The sequence below is a fragment of the Virgibacillus flavescens genome (genome assembly GCF_050574275.1).
Classification (GTDB): domain Bacteria; phylum Bacillota; class Bacilli; order Bacillales; family Amphibacillaceae; genus Virgibacillus_F; species Virgibacillus_F flavescens.
This window is the reverse complement of record NZ_CP192260.1, coordinates 1,385,225-1,405,254: the sequence shown is the minus strand read 5'-3', so window position 1 is coordinate 1,405,254 and position 20,030 is coordinate 1,385,225. Positions and strand designations below refer to the sequence as shown.

Here is a 20,030-nt window from a genome sequence, read left to right as displayed (position 1 = left end):
CCAGGAAATGGAACCTAATGTATTGGAGGAAATATTATGCGCGAAGCTATTCTACTACTAGCAGAAACCGTAAATAATATACATGATAAATTGAACAATAGATTTGGTATGGAAATGACTGACGACGCACTTCACTTTTGGATAATTGGAATCATCGGCATTCTATCTTTTTTCGTAGTGTACGGATGTTTCAAATTTGTCGAGAAAATGAAATGGAGCACTACCATTCAATCATTCATATTCACCTTTACCATCATGATCATTTTGGTATTCGCAATTGAATTGCAGCAGGCAATCACTAATCGAGGCAGCATGGAATTCTCCGATGCCGTCATGGGGCTGTGGGGATTCCTCGCATTCTTCGCCGTCTATTGCTTAGTCCTGTTAATCGCATCGCTTGTGATGAAGCGATTTCGGAGATAGGGACAAAAGAACCGTCCCCTTGTCCCACCGCAGGGACTTAGGGACGGTTCTTTTGTCCCGCCTTACTACCCTTTATAGGGTAATCCATGTTAAAATAAACTTATAGACATAATAATGGGGGTTAGTAAATGGGAAAACGTATTATGCTTTTTATATTAACAAATATTCTAGTGATGACGACGATTATTATCGTTTGGTCACTAATTACGCGATATACAGGAATCAGTGGAACTTTTGAAAATAATAGTGGTACTGGTTTAGGGATAAATTATGGTTCGTTAATGGTCTTCAGTATACTGGTAGGCTTCATTGGATCCTTCTTCTCGCTGGCAATTTCACGCTGGATTGCTATAAAAATGATGAAAGTCAAAGTATTGGATCCAGATGGTAATTTATCTGCACATGAACGTTCTGTCGTTGAGAAGGTTCATCGCCTTTCACGTGCTGCAGGTTTAATGCATATGCCACAGGTTGGAATCTATCAATCGCACGAGGTTAATGCTTTTGCGACTGGTCCTACCAAGAAACGCTCGTTAATTGCGGTATCAGCAGGTCTCCTGAACAATATGGATGATAACGCTGTTGAAGGAGTTATCGCCCATGAGGTAGCTCATGTTGCCAATGGTGACATGGTAACCATGACGTTACTGCAGGGTATAGTCAACACATTCGTTGTCTTCTTCTCACGTATCGCAGCAATAATTGTTTCACGTTTTGTTCGGGAAGAAATGGAAATGATTGTCCGTTTTGCGGCAATTATTATTTTCCAGATTCTCTTCTCGATTCTCGGAAGCATTGTTGTCAGCGCATACTCACGCCACCGTGAATATCATGCTGACCGAGGCGGAGCCGATTTAGCAGGTCGCGATAAAATGGCACATGCCCTGCGTTCGTTGAAAAATCATGTCGGTCACGCTAAACTTAAAGACCGTACGGATGATTCCGCGATCCAGACAATGAAGATAAACGGAAAAAGCGGGATGATGTCAATCTTTTCATCTCACCCGGATTTAGATGAACGAATCAAACGCCTAGAAGAACGATAATACAAATCAAACTAAAAGCAGCCTCCCGAAGCAATTTCAGGAGGCTGCTTTATTTGGGACAAGGGGACGGTTCTTCTGTCCCATAAAAACGGGACAAGAGAACCGTCCCCTTGTCCCGCACATCATCTATTATCTTTCAGTGTTTGATTCGCTTGAGCCGTTTACTATTTCCTCTTTCGCTTGTTTCATTTTTTTCCCAGCTTCTTTCAGATCACTTTTAACTTCGCTTGCTGTTTCAACTGCGTCTTTAGAATCTGATTTTGCTTCACTAAGCGTTTCTTTTGCTATTCGCGAGTCCTCTTTCAAACTACCTACGTCATCACGAATTTCCTTGTTTGCTTTTTCGTAAAGTTTTTGCACGCTTTGGACCGCATCCTTTAATACACTGGATGCTTCTTTAACACGAGTCATCATTTCATCTTTGGTTTCTTTCGGGTTTTCTCTCACTTTAGTTGTAATGCTAGTTACGGTGCCTCGAGCATTGCTTACGTTTTGTTTCGCTCTGCTTCGAGTGCCTTTTCTAAGCAGCGTTGCAGCTCCTCCGGCAATTGCGCCAATAGCTACACCTTTTAAAAATATACTTTTTTCCTGTGTCTGCTCGTTCGTCTGTCCTTGTGTTCTTTCTTGTGTTTCCATTATAGTCAGCTCCTTTTTAATTTTATAAAATATACGTGTTTGCATTTCTTCTTATGTAATTGTGTACCACTAAATCTGTTGCATTAAACACCCAAAGCAAAATAGGGACAGAAGAACCGTCCCTCTGTCCCACTCTGTCCCACCTATATGCTGTTTTTCAGGCGTTCTTCTGTGTCTGTTCGTGCCACGATTCTAAATGTCCAGACATACATGAAAGCGCCAATTATGGTTAGCAAAAACAATATGTTGAACGTCCACTGAAAACCAACCCAGGCGGTTAACGGAATCGCTATCGGTGCAATAGCGCGGCCGATTGCAAATCGCAGACTGCCCGCTGCAAAATATTGTCCCCGCATATGCTCCGGAGAAATTTTCGCAATAAAGCTCTCCTGAATACCAACAACCATCAACTCAGCGACGGTAAAGATAAACATACCAAACGCAATTACCCAAATACTGGTTGTATAGCCGAATACGAGCATGGAAATTCCATAAAAGCACGACGACAGCACAAATACATTTCGTTCATAGTACCTCGACATCCACTTCGAAATAAACACGGTGAAGAGCGCTACAAGCAATCCATTTTCCGCAATAATCCAGCCGAACGCTTTTTCCCCTTCCACTTGGAGCGAAAAATCACCAAAGGCAAACAGCTCCTGAACCGGAACTTTTTCACTCATAAACACCGCAAGCAGTAAATCCATTTGCATAAAAGCCTGCGCCGCAAAAATTCCGCCAACGATGAACAACAGAAATGCCTTATCATTAATGATTACTTTATAATTTCTCAGCTGTTCTTTTACTACAAAACGCAATCCTTTTAGCCCTTCTGCATCTGTCAATTCTTCTATATAGTCTGGTGCGGTTTCGCGAATTAATTTATGAATTAAAATAGTCATCAAAAAACTTACCGCAGCACTGGCTATAAGCAGAGCAAATCGATGCTCGAAGAATAAAATACCACCAAGAATTGGCCCGATCACTACAGATATATTGATCGCTGTATAAAACACTGCAAAAACTTCCGTACGATGTTTTTCGGGCACCACATCGGCGACCATCGCATGACTTGCCGGCCAGTAAAATGAACCAAAAAAGCCCAATGCTGAAAAACAGACAAAGCTTAAGATAGCTGACTCCATCCACGGTGAATTTACGAGTGCAAAACAAACAAAAGCAATTGCCTGACCAAACATCGAGATCGTCATCATTTTTTTACGGCCAAATTTATCCGCACAATACCCACCAATTAAACCCGTGAAAACTCCCACCAGCTGTGAAGCAATCAGCAGGACACCTGCAAGTTCCTTACCCAAATGTTCCGAAAAATAAATCGCCATAAACGGAAAAAACATCCAGAACAAAACATTCGTTAAAAATTCCCCATACAAACGGACCTTTAAATTCCGGTCCCAATCTTTCCATTTCATATGTTCCCCTCAATTCAACAACGGGACACAAGAACCGTCCCCATGTCCCGCTTCTCCGATAATTCACACTTTTAAAATTTACCACGTACCCCTCCCAAACACAACATAATTTTTCCGGGACACCGGGACGGTTCTCTTGTCCCGCCAGAGAGGAATTTGTTACAATTTAATACAACATTCATTAAAGGAGCAAATACAGTGATCGAAGTATACACAGATGGTGCAACGATTGGTAATCCTGGGATAAGTGGCGCTGGGGTTTATATCAAAGCACACGGAAAAAATTATGAATACAGTTTTCCTTTAGGTGAGATGTCCAACCACGAAGCAGAATTTCACGCGGTTATAAAAGCATTGGAAATTTGCCGTGCCGATTTTCAAGGGGAAATACTGTCATTCAGGTCTGACTCGAAGCTCGTTGTAGATGTGATAGAAAAAAACTTCACGAAAAACAAAAGCTTCCTGCCGCTTCTCACAATTATTAAAGAGTCAACAAGCAGCTTTCCCCACTTCTTCATAAAGTGGATACCCGAAAAAAGTAACCCCAACGCAGATAAACTAGCCAGATCAGCCATACGCACCCAATAGAGCGGGACAGAGGGACGGTTCTGTTGTCCCGCCATTGGGACAACAGAACCGTCCCTCTGTCCCTCCTCCTAGCCCCTTTTCCTAGCTAACACGTATTCAACCGCTCCGGTCCCGATAAACACGCCGCTCAATATCAGGATAAATCCAATCACGTGATACATCGTAATGATTTCGTTTAAGAAAATAGATGCCCCGATAATGGCAAACAGTGTGTTCAGATTAATGAAAATGGCTGATTCTGCCGGTCCCACCTTGGTAATGGCGTAATTGTACGTCATATGGCCAAACGCAGACGCTAAAACAGCACTAAACAAAAAGACCGCTCCAAGCTTCCAATCTAGCAAATAGGTAATCTCCTGGACTCCTGATCCAAACGCCTGACTTAACAAAAAGATAAATACCGATCCAATTACAAGCATATAACCAGTTGCCAGACGCGGATCAAAGGTCGGCTTCAGCTTACTGATTAAAACAAAACTGAATCCCTGCACCACAACGCCGATAAAAATAATCAGATCACCGGACGATACCGAAGTCAGTCCATCTGCTCCAGTCAGCGTCGTAACAACTACACCTATAAAACCTAATACGAACCCGGACACTCTTATCCATGTAACACGCTGACGCAGAATGACCACCGCCATCATCATCGTAACCAGTGGCATCATTCCCAAAATCAGTGCCGCGTTTATCCCGGTCGTCATATTTATTCCTACTGCCACAAGCGAATGATGTAAAATAACGTTAAAAACAGCTATGTAAAAAATGATCAGCCACTCATGCTTAAAGGGAAGTCTAAAAATACCCATCACCGAACAAACTACCAAAACTACGATACCAGCAGTCATTATTCGAAACGACGTCAGCAGCATTGGGTCAACCGCCTCAACCAGAACCTTTAAAGCAGAAACATTTAACCCCCACATCAACATTACTAACAATAAAAGTATATAAACCTTAAACATTCGACCATCACCCAATTTCGAATTAATAGATTCTTAGATTCTTCTACCTTACCACAAAACTCAAGGGACAAGGGGACGGTTCTTCTGTCCCGGTGTGGGACAGAAGAACCGTCCCCTTGTCCCCCCTTGTCCCAAAAAAAGAGCTCCTCCCAGTCGCAACCGGGAAGAGCTCTTCTTAATCATTTTATTTTTATGCTTTCATTCTACTAGTTGTCTCATTAAACTCTGCTTCAATTTCAGCAGATGGTTTTTCGCCCATAAGACTTACTACTACCGCAACAATCAAGTTGAGGAAGAAGGCAGGAACAATTTCATACAGATCGAAAATTCCTCCTGAAAGGAAATCTCCCCATACAACAACAGTTACTGCACCAACGATAATACCTACTAATGCTCCATTTCTTGTAATACCTTTCCAGAATAGAGCTAGAAGGATAATCGGTCCAAAGGCGCCACCAAATCCTGCCCATGCGTAACTAACTAACTCCAAAACTGAACTTTCCGGGTTCGTTGCAAGAAGCGTAGCAATTAATGCAATAGCTCCAACTGCTAATCTACCAACCCATACTAGTTCACGATCAGATGCATTTTTACGCAAGATAGCTTTATAGAAATCTTCCGCTACTGCAGATGATGATACGAGTAATTGAGAGTCAATTGTACTCATGATAGCAGACAGAATCGCTGCTAATAAAATACCTGCAATGATTGGGTCAAACAATATCTGTGAAAATGCAATAAAGATCTTCTCAGGATCTGCCAGCATTTGAATACCAGCATCATTAGTAGCAACCTTAACACCAAACTGTGATAATACACCAACGTCTTGTGTGTTAATAAAAGCAAGACCAGCAAGTCCTACAAATATTGCTCCGTATAATCCCAGAATCATCCAAGTCATACCAATAAAGCGTGCTTTTGGTACGTCCTTAGGTGAACGTAAAGCCATGAAACGAACAAGAATATGAGGCTGTCCAAAATAACCCAGACCCCAAGCCAGTGAGGATAATATACTTATCGCACCAACACCAGCAACCATGTTTAAATGTCCTGGTGAAATTTCACCAACTGCATCAATAGTAGCATCCCAACCACCAACAACAGCAATTGCTCGAATTGGAACGATGATCAATGCTAAGAACATTAAAATACCTTGAACAAAGTCTGTCCAGCTTACCGCTAGGAATCCGCCTAAAAATGTATAAGATACAATTACTACTGCGCCGATCCATAGTGCTTGGTCGTAAGATAGACCAAATGACGCTTCAAATAACTTTGCGCCACCAACCATACCTGATGATGTATAAAAAGTGAAGAAAATTAAAGTTACAATCGCAGATATAACACGTAACGAATGGGATGTATCGCGGAAACGATTTTCTAAAAAGTCCGGAATTGTAATTGAGTCGTTCGATACTTCCGTATAAACTCTTAAACGTTTAGCAACGAACTGCCAGTTTAAATAGGCACCGATTGCAAGTCCTACTCCAATCCAGGCTCCTCCTAATCCAGAAGCATAAACAGCACCTGGTAAACCAAGTAGTAACCAACTACTCATATCTGATGCTCCAGCACTTAATGCCGCAACACCTGGTCCTAACCCTCTTCCACCAAGAACATAATCTGATAAATTACTTGTTAAACGATAAGATACGACTCCTATTGCGAGCATACCCAGTAAATAAACTATAAATGTTATTAACGTAGCTGTATCCATTGTTTACTTTTCTCCCCTGTCTGTAAATAATGTAATAGTTGATAAAATAAGTAATATTGGCATCGGAACAAATAGCCAAAACCAAGTAGCACCCGATAATGCAAAATCTTCCATGAGATCCCCCCCTTTTTACGGAAATGTATGCATCCCCAAATAGTGGATACATACAACATTCCTTACTATATCATAAGTCGAATTTTTAAACAATTCTACCTATTATTTTTGCACAATTCCAGACTAATTCCCTACAAAAAAAGGGACACAGGGACGGTTCTTCTGTCCCGCACCGGGACAGAAGAACCGTCCCTGTGTCCATAGAAAAGAGCACACCTTCAAAAAATTAAGGAGTGCTCTACTCAATTCCAAATTGGCTAACACGAGGTTACACCAAATTTACTTTCATACTCTAGTTATACCAAAACCATCCACAAGATAAACGTTACTATTATAGCAACAGTACCTTGCAGTAATGTCGCGGCAGTTTGAGCTTTGTATGCTTGCGTCACGGACATCCCACTAAATTCCTTTACGACCCAGAAGTAGCTATCATTCACATGAGATACAACCATAGCTCCAGAACCAACCGCCATTACAACTAAAGCTAATGGAATAGCTCCTGTTATCCCTAACTCCACTAACAATGGAGCTATTAATGAAGACGTTATAACCAATGCGGCAGTGGATGAACCTTGCGCTGTTTTTAATGCTGCCGCAATTAAGAAAGGAATGAATACAAACATAGCTCCTGTAAAAAATGCGCTATCTCCAAATTGCTGGATAAAGTCTGCGATTGGAGTAGCTTTTATAACCGAACCAAAAGCCCCGCCTGCACCGGTGATTAATAAAATTGGCGCTGATTCTTTAATAGCAATTCCAATCCACTCTGTTAATGTCTCTTCGTTATACTTTGGCAGAAGTAAGAATGCAAACAGTATACCAATTAATAATGCAACTACAGGCGATCCAAGAAACAGTAAAATATCAAAAATTGTTCCGGTCCACCCTGCAAACGTAATAACAGAACTAAATCCTATTAATAGGATAGGCATTACGATTGGTGCAAATGATTTAACAGCAGACGGCATTTCTCCAAATTCTTTTAGTATCGTGTCATAGTCATATGAAAGATTTTCTTCATCTTCACCTTCAACTTTTATTTTAGTTCCTACCCTCATTGCCCATAAATAACCAGCAATAATTACTGGTATCGAAACAATAATACCCATTAAAATAATTGTTCCAAGGTAATCTTCAGCACCAATATTACCAGCAGCAGCAATAGGTCCTGGCGTAGGAGGCACCAAAGTATGTGTCGCAAATAAACCCGTTGATAAAGCAATTGCCATCGAAGCAATTGTTACTTTAGCACGCTTTGCAAGTGCTTTTTTCAATGAAGATAAAATAATATAACCGGAGTCACAGAATACTGGAATACTAACAATTGCACCTATAAGACTCATAGCTAATTGCGGCCTTTTTTCTCCAACAATCCTTAAGACTACTTCAGCCATGCGCAGCGCTGCACCAGACTTCTCCAAAATCACTCCAATAATTGTACCAAAAATAATGACTAAACCAATTCCACCCATCAAACCACCAAAACCATTATTAACTGCCTCTACAACAGTTGGTAATGGTAGTCCAGCTAAAATTCCAATTCCAAACGCTGCAAACAATAACGACAGGAACGGATGTAACTTTAACTTAGCAGTAGCAAAAATAATAAACAAAACACCCGCAGCAACTAATAATATAAGACCAAAACCCTCCATACTTACACCCCTTTTTAATTAACTTTTAAACGTTTATTACAACTTAAATTCACTTATAGAATTTATTAAATGAAAAACTTGTTTTGTTTGCTCAAACAACATTTTTTCTGCATTAACGAAACATTCCTCTAGTGTCAGCGGACTTTGTATTATCGAAAAACATCCTGCAAATTTTTCGCGCAGCACATCTTTTTTACCTGAGAGGCTTCCTGATATAAGTAATACAGGGACCCTATGTTCTGCAGCTAGATCAGCAACATATCCAGGTGCTTTTCCATATAACGTTTGTTCATCGCTTTGGCCTTCGCCGGTTACTACCAGATCAGCTTCTTTGATGTGTTTTTCCAAATTGCTAGCATCTGCAATTAACTTCGCCCCAGACTCTAGTTTTGCTCCCATGGCTAGTAAGGCAAATCCCAGCCCACCTGCTGCCCCAGCGCCTGGGATATTCCTGAATGAGCCACCAAGCTCCTTTTCAATCAACTCCCCATACTTCATCAATGCTTGATCAAATCGCACAATTTGTTCAGGTGTTGCACCTTTTTGTGGTCCATAGACTTTGCTTGCTCCACTATTACCACACAACGGATTTTTCACGTCACATGCCACCCTGAAATCCACGTTAGCCAGCCTGCTATCTAGCTTTTCAAAACTTACCTTTTCAACCTCAAACAAGTCACCACCAAAAGGCCCAAGAAGCTTATCATTTCGATCCCATACTTCCATGCCAAGTGCTTTCAGCATACCTAATCCTCCATCATTAGTAGCACTGCCTCCGAGTCCCAAAATAAAAGATGTACAATTTTTATCCAGCCCATCTTTTATTACCTCACCAATACCAAACGACGTTGTTGCTTCAGGATTTCTATGTTCTTCAGGGACCTGTGTCAAACCTGCAATTAAAGCACACTCAATAATTGCGGTTTTTCCATTTACAATTCCATAATACGTATCAATATTCTCCCCTAATGGTCCAGTACATGTAATTCGAACACGCCTGGAATCACTAGCTGATACGAGTAACGTTTCAAGCGTTCCCTCCCCGCCATCTGCCATGGGCATTATTTTTACAGTACAATCGTTTAAAACCTCTTTCACGGCTTTGGCCATTATTTCAGATGCAATTTTAGCTGTTATACTTCCTTTGAAAGAGTCTGGTGCAATAACTATATTCATAATGGCTCTCCTTTTAGTACATGTCTTTATTATAATTTACCCGTAAATGACAGCGCTTTCAATTGTTGGTTTATCCAAACTTTTCAGATATTAAATCAATAAATTTGTGCAGATGCACAGTCATATTTTCTTTCTTAAAATAATACGCAATAAGAACGCATCATAAAGAGACCGTGGATCAAGTCCCACTTTTTCTTTAATTTGCTCCAGTCGGTATTGTAACGTATTTCTATGTACGTGTAATAAATTTGCAGTTTCCTTGACTGATAGATTTGCAGAAAAATATACGTTAATTGTATGGAGATATTCACTTCCCAAGTTATCAAGTAACGTCTCATACTCCTTGCAAACAGCGATGTAATTATTCTCTGGAATAGCTGCAATTAATCGTTCCAGCTTCCAGTTGTCTATATAGGTTACTTGGTTATTTGATTCTGCAAAACCTATTGCTTGTTTTGCCTGCAAATAAGAGTCACGGATCCCCTTTATGCCAAATGCCACATTTCCTACTCCGACGTGATAATTATTTTTCGTTTGATTAACTATCTTGTTTATCAAGCTATCTATTCTATTGAACATTGGGTCAATTGCTATGATTACCTCATCCTCTAGATACGGCAAAACAAACAAAAAATGAATTTGCCTACCATATAACTCATTTTGAATTGATTCTAAGTATGATTGAGATTCTTTTCCCATCAACACAAGCATCTTCCAAGATTGATTAGTTCTAATCTTTAATGAATATTTTGCATCCTCTTCCAATCGTTCCTTATCAAAGCCCAGCGGATGCAGCAACTGATGTATCCAGTGACTCCATTGCCTTTCAACAAAATAGGCTTGCCTTTGAATGTATATCTGCTCCAAAATTATTTCAACCGATGCCCGAATAATACCAGTGACTTGTTTTATCTCATCAGGATTACCACTGACTCCTACTACACCCATAAGTTTATGCTGATGTATGATTGGCAAATTTACACCCTGTTTAGTTCCTGGAAAATTAGTTACATCTTCTTCCGTTAAAATCACTGGCTGACTGGCTTTAATAACTTTTAAGGCACCGCTATGAACCTGTTCGATACGTTCGGAATCTGTACTTGCTACTATCGTACCTTCCAGATCCATAATATTAATATCCACTTCTATATACTCAGATAAACGCTTAATAATTTCTTGACCCAAATCTTTTGTAATACGCATATAAGACCCCTCACTTAAAAACGTTAAACCTCTTTTTTATTCTAACAGATAACCACGCACCCATATTCAACTTTACTTAGAATTGAATTCAAATAATCCCGACATACTTGTTACGAAAATCCAGAATAACAATAAAGTTAAAAAATGGTGGGACACAGGGACGGTTCTACTGTCCTTGTGGTCCCCATCCTCCAAACAGAAAAGAGCACAACTATAAAATTTCAGGTATGCTCCTTTGAGTATGAAAACGCATTCAATTATTTGAAAATTATCAATCTTGTGTTGACATTGCATATAAAACAACTTAAAATGTAGTTTAAATACATTAATATTTTCAAATTAGGTAGTTAAACTTCCTTTTATTAAAGAAAGGTGGATCTTATGTTCAATGGCATGGAGAGGGTTCGACAAGGGAGTTCTACCTTGAGACCATCTGAAAAAAAGGTTGCACAATACATAATAGAAAATCCAAAAGAAATATTGAGTATGCCTATTGCTCGATTAGCATCCATAACTTCTGTTAGTGAAGCTACTATTATCAGGATGTGTAGATCTTTACAAATTAAAGGGTTTAGAGAACTAAAATTAAGTATCTCAGCATCGATAAATGAAGATATTGTTGCCACTGATAGATACGAAGATATTTCAGCAGATGCGACCTTAGCAGAAATAATTAAATTTGTTTCAAATAACAATTGCCGTTCGATTAAGAGCACTCTCCCATTAATTGATGAAAATGAATTTAGCAGCGCTATTAAACTTTTGGACAGTGCAAGAAAAATAATAGTAATAGGGGTTGGCGCATCAGCAATAGTAGCTTTAGACTTTGAGCAAAAGTGCCGGCGAATAAATAAGTGGTGCGAGGCACTTACTGATAGTCACACACAACTTACTTCTGCGGTTCACCTTGATTCAAAAGATGTTGTGGTCGCTATTTCCTATTCAGGTGAAACAAAAGAAATCATAGATACTATAAATATAGCAAAACAAAAAAAGGCTAGTATTATCTCATTAACTGGTTACGGAGTTAATTCAGTTCAAAAGTTATCTAACATAAACTTATATGCCTCTCCACTAGAGAGCAGTATAAGGAGTGCAGCTACAGCATCTAGGATAGCACAACTAAATATTATTGATATTTTGTTTACTGGGTTAGCTTCCCTCAATTTCGAACAGTCAGTGGACTTCCTAGATAAGACACGAGAAGTCATCCAAAGTAGATAATAGTAATGGAGTGTGATACATGTGTCCTTTAATAATATTAATTCAATTTTTAATGAATATATTAAAGCTGACTATTTTTCAGGTGGCGTTTGCTTTGTTTCACATAATGGCGAAAAACTTTTTCACCAAGCATACGGTAAAGTGAACAGGGATAAAAATATCCTTTGCGAGCTCGATACTGTTTTTGATATTGCAAGCCTTACAAAAGTTGTAACAACAACTGTCATTCTGCAAATGATAACTAAAAATTTCTTATCACTCTCTACACGTTTAGGAGAGTGCCTACCCAATGTGTCTTCAAATGAAATTTTATCACCTATAACAATAAAACAATTGCTAACACATAGTAGCAATCTAAAAGCATGGTATCCATTCTACTCCCAATTACCAGAGGGAAATTTGTTTTATATCTTAAATAATATTGAATTAACTCATAACTCAACAGATAGAGTTGTGTATAGTGATTTAAATTTTATTTTGCTGGGAGAGGTATTAAAAAGATATTTTAATACAAGTTTACAAAAAATAATAAATGAAAATATTGCAATTCCATTGAAACTAAAGACACTCACATATAACCCGGTAAATAACGGAAATATTGCTGCCACAGAACATGGCAACAGAATTGAGATGAAAATGTGTAAGGAAGGAAATTTCAGTTTTAATAATTGGCGATACGAAAATATCTCTGGTGAAGTTAATGATGGTAATGCCTTTTACTTTTTTGGAGGAGAATCCGGTCATGCAGGCTTGTTTTCCAATGTAGAAGATTTAGTAACATTGGGCGAATTATATTTGAAGGGAGGGACTAATTTAGGGGAAGAATTTATTTCTAAAGTATTAATCCAAGAATCGCTTAAACCTCAGATAGAGTACCGAGGATTGGGCTGGGAGTCATCTGATATTTACCCAGAAGGATTTGGACACACAGGATTCACTGGAACAGCATTATGGCTAGATCCAAAAAGAAATTTAGTTGTTGGTCTTTTAACAAATCGGTTACATGTAGAGACACCTAAGAATATAAACTCCTTCCGTAAAAAGGTTTTCAAAGAAATACTAAATAAAATTGAAAAAGGAGATTTGAAATGTTAAAAAAAGTATTCTTATTTCTTGTAGTTCTTACTATTACTCTAGTAACAGCTGCTTGCTCAGAGGAAAGTAGTTCTAGCAATAACGAAAATGGAGATTCAAGTGAAGACGTAGAGCAAGTGTTAAAAATCGCCAACGACCAGGAACCTGCCGGGCTAGATCCTCATAAAACACCTGCACACTCATCAGTTCGGGTATATTCCAAGGTTTATGAAGGACTAGTAACATTTGATAAGAACATGGAAATTAAAGGTCAATTAGCCAAGAGTTGGGACCAACCAAATGAAAAAACATATATTTTTAACTTGGTTGAGGGTGTAAAGTTCCATAATGGACGTGAAATGAAAGCAGAAGATGTTTTATACAGTTTTGAACGTATATTAAATGAAGAAACTGCTTCCCATATAAAATCTTACTTTTCTAACGTTGATAAAATAGAAGTTGTAGATGATTATAAAATTAAATTCACATTAAAGGAACCATCTGCAACATTTCTAAATTATTTAACTAACTCTAGTGCAGCAGTGGTTGCTAAAGAAGTGGTAGAAGAAAATGGTGACCTACAACAAGTTGCTGTTGGAACAGGCCCTTTCAAGTTTGTTGAGTGGGTTCCGGATAACAGCGTAACACTTGAAAAAAATGAAAATTATTATATAGACGGACAACCAAAACTTGATGAAGTTATCTATTACACCATGAAGGAAGAGGCAGCAAGATTATCTGCTATTCGAACAGGCGAGATTGATATGACTACTTTGACAGCAAAATCTGCTTCTTTACTTAAAGATCAAAAAAATATGAATATTATTGATTATCAATCTTTAGAATATAGTTACGTAGGTTTCAACGTCGCAAAAGAACCATTTAATAATGAAAAAGTGAGGCAGGCATTAAGTTTAGCAACTGACCGTAAAAGCGTTGCAGATATAGTATGGGATGGTGATGCAATTATTTCTGGACCTGTAGCTCCTTCCATGGGGGATTGGGCAATTGATGTTGCTAAAGAAGAATTATATCAACGTGATATTGAAAAAGCAAAAAAATTACTTGCAGAAGCAGGTTTTCCAGACGGTTTTAAGACAGAAATAACCACCGCTTCAACATATGCAGATATGGTTGACACTGCTCAATTGCTACAACAACAGTGGAAAGAAATTGGAGTAGATGCAACGATTAATCAAATTGAATGGGGCGAGTATATAGATACATGGTCTAATACTTCTGCTGATATTTTAATAGGTCGTAATGGATCTGGAACTGACCCAGACAGGGCTTTAAACTATTTCTTCCATACAAACGGTTCTGCCAACGTATGGAATTTCTCAAATACAAAATTTGACCAATTGGTAGAGAAGGGAAAGCAAACACTTGATCATGCACAGCGCAAAGAAATTTATAACGAAGCACAACGAAAGTTAATTAATTTATCACCAAACTTGTTTTTGGTTTCTCCAATGAAGTATGTTGCGGTTAGCAATTCTGTAGAAAACTTTAAACCTTATCCACATAATGGGGAAGATATCTCGAACGTTTCTAAAAAATAAATTGAAGTGCTGCTTTAAGCAGCACTCTACTCTCTTAATAAGGGTGAATCTAAGTGTATACATATATTTTAAGAAGAACATTAATGTTATTCCCAGTACTGTTCGGTGTATCAATTTTCATCTTTTTTATTATGCGAATTGTCCCTGGAGATCTGGCTTTAACAATTCTAGGAACAGACGCAACGCCTGAAGCAGTTGAACAACTTAGAAAAGATTTTGGTCTTAATCTACCAATATACCAGCAATATCTTAATTGGATAGGTGGCGTATTGACGGGAGATTTCGGAGAATCTATGAGAACAGGTAAAGCAGTATTACCAGATATCTTAAACCGTTTTAAATTGACATTTGAATTAACCCTGATTTCTGCTTTCATTTCCTGGATTATTGCTATACCTTTAGGGATAATCGCAGCGATGAGAAGAAATAGTAATATCGACTTCGGAGTGAGAATTATTTCGTTACTAGGCGTATCAGTACCTAATTTCGCATTGGCAACTGTTATTATATTAGTTTTAGCATTGACATTTTCTTATAGTCCACCTGTAGGGTACGTTGGTTTGTTTGAAGAACCTTTCAAAAATCTTGAAATTATGATAATACCCTCTATCGTCCTAGGAACTTCGATGGCAGGTGCAGTAATGAGAATGACAAGGTCTTCTATATTAGAAATTTTGAGACAAGACTTTATTCGTACTATTAGAGCAAAAGGTGCAAAAGAAAAGATAGTTATCTTTCAACATGCACTAAAGAATGCCATGATCCCTATCTTAACAATTATTGGATTACAAATAGGGACCCTTTTAGGTGGGACAGTAATAATCGAACAAATTTTCTCGTTACCCGGCCTTGGCCAATTGGTACTTACAGCTATCACTCAAAGAGACTTTATAGTTGTTCAAGGGGCTGTGTTATTTATAGCATTTGTGTTTGTCATGATTAATCTACTTGTAGATATTCTTTACTCTTATTTAGATCCAAGAATAAGCTATAAATAAGAACCTATTATTTAGAGAGAGTGATTTTATGAAACAGTTCTTAAAAAAATTAATTCAAGATAAAGTAGGATTACTTGGAGCTATTGGAATCGCCTTAGTAATTTTAATAGCATTGTTAGCCCCATTAATAGCACCCTACAGTCCTGAACAAATGTTTACTAAACACGCTATGGAAAGCCCAAGTGCTCAATTTATCTTTGGTACGGATGAATTTGGGAGAGATATTTTTTCTAGAATCGTATACGGCGCACAAGTTTCACTCCAAGTTGGGCTTATTGCCGTTGGAATAGGTGCGTCTCTAGGTTTGTTATTTGGATTGATAAGTGGATATTTCCAAGGTAAGGTAGATCAAATTATTATGCGAATAATGGATGTCTTTTTTGCTTTCCCCGACATTCTTCTTGCGCTAGCAATTGTTGCTGTTTTAGGACCAAGTGTAACAAATACAATGATTGCCATTGGAATTGTTTTCACTCCAGTCTTCACAAGAATAGTTAGAGGAACAGTAATTGGTGTTAATGAAAATGAATATATAACCAATGCAGTTGCAATTGGAGTCTCACCTATAAAAATTATATTTAAGCATATTACGCCGAATATCATGGCTCCATTTATTGTACAAGTTACATTGGGACTATCTGGAGCAATTTTAACTGAAGCATCATTAAGTTTTTTAGGACTTGGTGTACAACCACCAAATCCATCCTGGGGGGTAATGCTTAATTCAAGCCGAGCTTATATGGAATTTGCACCATGGACTATTCTGTTTCCCACTGTCGCTATAGTTTTCACTATATTTTGTTTTAATTTATTTGGTGATAGTTTAAGAGATATACTAGATCCAAAACTTAAATAAACTATGTAAAATAGGGGTGTTTTATAAATGCAGAAGACTATAGGTATAGGTTTAATGTCTGGGACTTCGCTAGACGGTATTGACGCAGTTCTCGTTGAATTAGAAGGATCGGGTGACAATATAGATGCAAAAATCATCGATACTTTAACAAAACAATACTCTAAAGAAGTTCGTGAAGAGATACTAAAGTTATGTTCGCCGGATACAGCAGACTTACAAAAAATATGCTCCATGAATGTATTTCTGGCGCGTGAATTTAGTCTAGCTGTATTTGAGTTATTAGAAAAAGCAAATGTGTCGAATAATGAAGTGGACTTTATTAGTTCTCACGGGCAAACAATATATCATCATCCATTTCAAGGAGATGACAAAGTTGATGTCCCCGGAACCTTACAAATTGGGGATTTATCTGTACTTTCAGAAGAAACTGGGATAGCAGTAGTTGGGGACTTCCGTACAGCTGATATGGCAGTTAACGGTCAAGGAGCACCACTAGTTTCGTACGTGGATTATTTACTATTTAGCAGTAATTTAAAATCACGTGCCATACAGAATATTGGTGGAATAGGAAACGTTACGTATATACCCAAGAAAAGTTCCAAAGACTCAATTCGTTCTTTCGATACAGGACCAGGGAACATGGTAATTGATGAAATTATTTCAAGAATTACAAGCGGCAATGAAAGTTATGATAAAAACGGCAAAATGGCATACTTAGGTACTATTAATCAAGAGTTATTGAACAACTTGATGGAACATGAATACTTTTCGTTGGCCCCTCCAAAAACCACCGGAAGGGAATTATTTGGGAAAACATATGTTGATAATATTCTCAACAAATTCAGCCATATAAAACCTGAGGATTTAGTGACAACGATTAGTGAGTGGACAGTTGTGTCAATTGTGCATAGTTACAGAGAATTCTTAGAAAAAGCAGATTACCAAATTGATGAAGTAATAGTTGGTGGCGGCGGAAGCTATAACTCTTATCTGTTAGAGAGATTAAAACATCACTTGCCAAACACCGAGGTTCACACGCATGAACAATTTCATATCTCCAGTGATTTCAAGGAAGCTTTAGCCTTTGCAATATTAGGCTACCAGTGTATTCATGCGAATTACAACCAAATTCCTTCTGCAACCGGATCTGATAGACCAGTAATAATGGGGAAAATTGCATACACTCAACCCGAAGCATTTAATCGTATGGACTCTTCAAGGAGAGGGTTAAAATGAAAAATATATTAGAAATTATAAATCTCACAATAGATGTAAACATCGATAAGCGAAAGTTTAATGTAGTAAATAAAATAAATTTGTCTGTTAAAAAGAAACAAAAGTACGGCATAGTTGGTGAGTCGGGAAGTGGCAAGAGTTTAACAGCCTTATCCATCTTAAATTTACTCCCCGATGCATTAAATGTTGGGGATGGAGAAATCATTCTTAATGGTACAACTAATCTAACAAATCTCTCAAAGAAGGAAATGCTAAAAATTAGAGGAAATGAAGTATCTATGATATTTCAAGAACCAATGACTGCGTTAGATCCCCTGTTTACAATTGAACATCAAATCGCAGAAGTACTGAGATTTCATGGAAAATATACTAAGAAGCAGGCTCAGGGTTTAATAATTGATATGTTAGATAAGGTAGGCTTCGCTAAGCCTGAGAAATTATTAAAAAACTACCCACACGAACTATCAGGTGGAATGAGACAAAGAGTAATGATTGCCATGGCGCTTATTTGTAAACCAAAACTAATTATAGCAGATGAACCAACAACAGCTTTGGATGTGACTATACAAGCACAAATTCTAGAACTAATGAATACGTTAACCGAGGATTTTAACACTTCTATATTAATGATCACACATGACTTAGGAGTAATTGCGGATACGTGTGAGCGAGTAGCAGTAATGTACGCTGGGGAAATAGTAGAGGAAGCTTCAGTTATAGAATTATTCGATAATCCGACTCACCCTTATTCAAAAGGTTTATTAGATTCTGTAAAATCATTAGGCGATAGAACGACTAAGTTATACTCTATCCCGGGCAATATTCCGACGCCAAATCAATTGAGTAAGTCTGGTTGTCGTTTTGCTTCTCGATGTCCACATGTAATGGATATTTGTCACCAGGAAGACCCTCCATTATTCCCAGTAAAAGAAGACCATACAAGTAAATGCTGGCTTTATGCAACGGAGAGGCAGGTTAACACATATGAGTACAAGTAACGCAATACTAAAAGTAAAGGATTTAAAGAAACACTTTCCAAAAAAAGAAGGAATGTTTAACAGAACTAAAAACTATGTTCGCGCTGTGGATGGCGTAAGCTTTGAAATAAATGAGGAGGAAACATTTTCACTAGTTGGTGAAAGTGGTTGTGGTAAATCTACAACTGGCCGTTCTATTCTAAGACTACATGAACCTACCTCAGGTGAAATTCTATATAGCGGGAAAAATATATTGGATTATACTAAAAGAGATTTCCGAAAGATTAGAAAAGACCTACAGATGATATTCCAAGACCCATATAGTTCATTAAACCCTAGAATGACGGTTAAAAATCTTTTGCTTGAACCACTTCTAACTCATAATATTTGCTCAAAAAAGGAAGCAACAGAAAGAATTATAGATATTGTAGATAAAGTAGGGTTGACTAAAGAACAAATTAACCGCCACCCTCATGAATTTAGTGGTGGCCAGCGTCAACGGATAGGAATTGCCAGAGCACTTATTTTAAAACCAAAAATTGTAATCCTTGATGAAGCTGTATCGGCTTTAGATGTTTCCATACAAGCGCAAATACTAAACCTCTTAATTGATCTTCAAAAGGATTTAAAATTAACTTACGTGTTTATATCTCATGACTTAAATGTAGTAAAGCATGTGAGTGACCGTGTGGGGGTAATGTATCTTGGACAAATGATGGAGATGGCCAGCACTGCATCACTTTATGGTAATCCTTTACATCCGTATACAAAGTCACTACTATCAGCCATACCATCAATAGACCCTACAGAAAAAAGAGAACGAATTATTTTGCAAGGCGATGTTCCTGATCCATCTAATCCACCATCTGGCTGTCCGTTTAGACTTAGATGTCCGAACGCTTACGACCATTGTGCAACAGAGAAACCAATTTTCAGGGAAGTTGAGTCAAATCATTGGGTGGCATGTCACTTATATAATTAGACCTAGATATAGTTAAATCTGATTCAGGTATATTACGAAAGTACTAAGCAATCTAGCATGACACAAAGGAATATAAGTGAATAAAATAATTTAGCTTTCATTGAAAAATATTAGCATTTTTGCAATGCATATAAGTATTTTGAAGATAGCCGATATATAATT

Annotated in this window: 18 protein-coding genes; 11 read left to right on the top strand and 7 right to left on the bottom strand. The window is 38.0% G+C overall.

Annotated elements, in window-relative coordinates; translation table 11 throughout:
- The first annotated feature begins 36 nt into the window (after nt 1–36).
- Together VBD025_RS06750 and htpX are read left to right on the top strand one after the other, a co-directional pair.
- On the top strand, nt 37–423 hold the full coding sequence (locus VBD025_RS06750) for a hypothetical protein (protein WP_430790550.1): 387 nt from the start codon (nt 37–39) through the stop codon (nt 421–423).
- Between the two features lie 128 nt (nt 424–551).
- Nucleotides 552–1,469: a protease HtpX gene (gene htpX, locus VBD025_RS06745; protein WP_430790548.1), complete on the top strand. Its 918-nt coding sequence runs from the start codon at nt 552–554 to the stop codon at nt 1,467–1,469.
- 129 nt (nt 1,470–1,598) lie between these two features.
- Here htpX and VBD025_RS06740 read toward each other — a convergent pair whose 3' ends face one another.
- Both VBD025_RS06740 and VBD025_RS06735 read right to left on the bottom strand, forming a co-directional pair.
- Nucleotides 1,599–2,105, bottom strand: a complete 507-nt coding sequence (locus VBD025_RS06740) for a hypothetical protein (protein ID WP_430790546.1) — start codon at nt 2,103–2,105, stop codon at nt 1,599–1,601.
- A 143-nt stretch (nt 2,106–2,248) separates the two neighbouring features.
- On the bottom strand, nt 2,249–3,538 hold the full coding sequence (locus VBD025_RS06735) for an MDR family MFS transporter (RefSeq protein ID WP_430790544.1): 1,290 nt from the start codon (nt 3,536–3,538) through the stop codon (nt 2,249–2,251).
- 198 nt (nt 3,539–3,736) lie between these two features.
- On the opposite strand from VBD025_RS06735, the gene VBD025_RS06730 reads away from it, so the two are divergent.
- On the top strand, nt 3,737–4,126 hold the full coding sequence (locus tag VBD025_RS06730) for an RNase H family protein (RefSeq protein ID WP_430790542.1): 390 nt from the start codon (nt 3,737–3,739) through the stop codon (nt 4,124–4,126).
- A gap of 68 nt (nt 4,127–4,194) precedes the next feature.
- Here VBD025_RS06730 and VBD025_RS06725 read toward each other — a convergent pair whose 3' ends face one another.
- The 5 genes from VBD025_RS06725 to VBD025_RS06705 all read right to left on the bottom strand — a co-directional run bounded on the left by VBD025_RS06725 (nt 4,195) and on the right by VBD025_RS06705 (nt 10,959).
- On the bottom strand, nt 4,195–5,091 hold the full coding sequence (locus VBD025_RS06725) for a DMT family transporter (protein WP_430790540.1): 897 nt from the start codon (nt 5,089–5,091) through the stop codon (nt 4,195–4,197).
- Between the two features lie 190 nt (nt 5,092–5,281).
- The gene (gene putP / locus VBD025_RS06720; protein ID WP_430790538.1) at nt 5,282–6,808 is read right to left on the bottom strand and encodes a sodium/proline symporter PutP; all 1,527 of its coding nucleotides are present in this window, start codon (nt 6,806–6,808) and stop codon (nt 5,282–5,284) included.
- A gap of 410 nt (nt 6,809–7,218) precedes the next feature.
- Nucleotides 7,219–8,580: a GntP family permease gene (locus tag VBD025_RS06715; RefSeq protein WP_430790536.1), complete on the bottom strand. Its 1,362-nt coding sequence runs from the start codon at nt 8,578–8,580 to the stop codon at nt 7,219–7,221.
- 36 nt (nt 8,581–8,616) lie between these two features.
- A complete protein-coding gene (locus tag VBD025_RS06710; protein ID WP_430790534.1) occupies nt 8,617–9,756 on the bottom strand; it encodes a glycerate kinase in 1,140 nt (379 codons plus the stop codon).
- 120 nt (nt 9,757–9,876) lie between these two features.
- Nucleotides 9,877–10,959, bottom strand: coding sequence for a CdaR family transcriptional regulator (locus VBD025_RS06705; RefSeq protein WP_430790532.1), 1,083 nt, complete (start codon nt 10,957–10,959; stop codon nt 9,877–9,879).
- Between the two features lie 381 nt (nt 10,960–11,340).
- Between VBD025_RS06705 and VBD025_RS06700 the strand changes: the two genes are divergently transcribed.
- Genes VBD025_RS06700 through VBD025_RS06665 form a run of 8 tightly spaced genes read left to right on the top strand, consistent with a single transcriptional unit; the run spans nt 11,341 to nt 19,868 of the window.
- On the top strand, nt 11,341–12,183 hold the full coding sequence (locus tag VBD025_RS06700; RefSeq protein ID WP_430790530.1) for a MurR/RpiR family transcriptional regulator: 843 nt from the start codon (nt 11,341–11,343) through the stop codon (nt 12,181–12,183).
- 21 nt (nt 12,184–12,204) lie between these two features.
- A complete protein-coding gene (locus VBD025_RS06695; protein WP_430790528.1) occupies nt 12,205–13,278 on the top strand; it encodes a serine hydrolase domain-containing protein in 1,074 nt (357 codons plus the stop codon).
- Nucleotides 13,272–14,819 carry an ABC transporter substrate-binding protein gene (locus VBD025_RS06690; RefSeq protein WP_430790526.1) on the top strand — a complete coding sequence of 516 codons (1,548 nt, stop codon included), beginning with the start codon at nt 13,272–13,274 and terminating at the stop codon, nt 14,817–14,819. Before VBD025_RS06695 ends, VBD025_RS06690 begins: the two co-directional genes overlap by 7 nt.
- A 53-nt stretch (nt 14,820–14,872) precedes the next feature.
- Nucleotides 14,873–15,817, top strand: a complete 945-nt coding sequence (locus VBD025_RS06685) for an ABC transporter permease (RefSeq protein WP_430790524.1) — start codon at nt 14,873–14,875, stop codon at nt 15,815–15,817.
- 28 nt (nt 15,818–15,845) lie between these two features.
- Nucleotides 15,846–16,673, top strand: a complete 828-nt coding sequence (locus VBD025_RS06680; protein WP_430790522.1) for an ABC transporter permease — start codon at nt 15,846–15,848, stop codon at nt 16,671–16,673.
- 27 nt (nt 16,674–16,700) lie between these two features.
- Nucleotides 16,701–17,909, top strand: a complete 1,209-nt coding sequence (anmK, locus tag VBD025_RS06675) for an anhydro-N-acetylmuramic acid kinase AnmK (RefSeq protein ID WP_430790520.1) — start codon at nt 16,701–16,703, stop codon at nt 17,907–17,909.
- Nucleotides 17,906–18,907, top strand: a complete 1,002-nt coding sequence (locus VBD025_RS06670) for an ABC transporter ATP-binding protein (protein WP_430790518.1) — start codon at nt 17,906–17,908, stop codon at nt 18,905–18,907. Before anmK ends, VBD025_RS06670 begins: the two co-directional genes overlap by 4 nt.
- On the top strand, nt 18,894–19,868 hold the full coding sequence (locus VBD025_RS06665; RefSeq protein WP_430790516.1) for an ABC transporter ATP-binding protein: 975 nt from the start codon (nt 18,894–18,896) through the stop codon (nt 19,866–19,868). The genes VBD025_RS06670 and VBD025_RS06665 overlap by 14 nt, the downstream gene beginning before the upstream one ends.
- Nucleotides 19,869–20,030 lie beyond the last annotated feature (162 nt).

What these genes read in the sequence shown, in the direction of transcription:
- VBD025_RS06690 (WP_430790526.1), top strand. Translation starts at nt 13,272, where the DNA reads ATGTTAAAAAAAGTATTCTTATTTCTTGTAGTTCTTACTATTACTCTA.
- VBD025_RS06670 (WP_430790518.1), top strand. Translation starts at nt 17,906, where the DNA reads ATGAAAAATATATTAGAAATTATAAATCTCACAATAGATGTAAACATC.
- VBD025_RS06715 (WP_430790536.1), bottom strand. Translation starts at nt 8,580, where the DNA reads ATGGAGGGTTTTGGTCTTATATTATTAGTTGCTGCGGGTGTTTTGTTT.
- VBD025_RS06705 (WP_430790532.1), bottom strand. Translation starts at nt 10,959, where the DNA reads ATGCGTATTACAAAAGATTTGGGTCAAGAAATTATTAAGCGTTTATCT.
- htpX (WP_430790548.1), top strand. Translation starts at nt 552, where the DNA reads ATGGGAAAACGTATTATGCTTTTTATATTAACAAATATTCTAGTGATG.
- VBD025_RS06750 (WP_430790550.1), top strand. Translation starts at nt 37, where the DNA reads ATGCGCGAAGCTATTCTACTACTAGCAGAAACCGTAAATAATATACAT.
- VBD025_RS06725 (WP_430790540.1), bottom strand. Translation starts at nt 5,091, where the DNA reads ATGTTTAAGGTTTATATACTTTTATTGTTAGTAATGTTGATGTGGGGG.
- VBD025_RS06680 (WP_430790522.1), top strand. Translation starts at nt 15,846, where the DNA reads ATGAAACAGTTCTTAAAAAAATTAATTCAAGATAAAGTAGGATTACTT.
- VBD025_RS06740 (WP_430790546.1), bottom strand. Translation starts at nt 2,105, where the DNA reads ATGGAAACACAAGAAAGAACACAAGGACAGACGAACGAGCAGACACAG.
- VBD025_RS06665 (WP_430790516.1), top strand. Translation starts at nt 18,894, where the DNA reads ATGAGTACAAGTAACGCAATACTAAAAGTAAAGGATTTAAAGAAACAC.
- putP (WP_430790538.1), bottom strand. Translation starts at nt 6,808, where the DNA reads ATGGATACAGCTACGTTAATAACATTTATAGTTTATTTACTGGGTATG.
- VBD025_RS06700 (WP_430790530.1), top strand. Translation starts at nt 11,341, where the DNA reads ATGTTCAATGGCATGGAGAGGGTTCGACAAGGGAGTTCTACCTTGAGA.
- VBD025_RS06735 (WP_430790544.1), bottom strand. Translation starts at nt 3,538, where the DNA reads ATGAAATGGAAAGATTGGGACCGGAATTTAAAGGTCCGTTTGTATGGG.
- VBD025_RS06710 (WP_430790534.1), bottom strand. Translation starts at nt 9,756, where the DNA reads ATGAATATAGTTATTGCACCAGACTCTTTCAAAGGAAGTATAACAGCT.
- anmK (WP_430790520.1), top strand. Translation starts at nt 16,701, where the DNA reads ATGCAGAAGACTATAGGTATAGGTTTAATGTCTGGGACTTCGCTAGAC.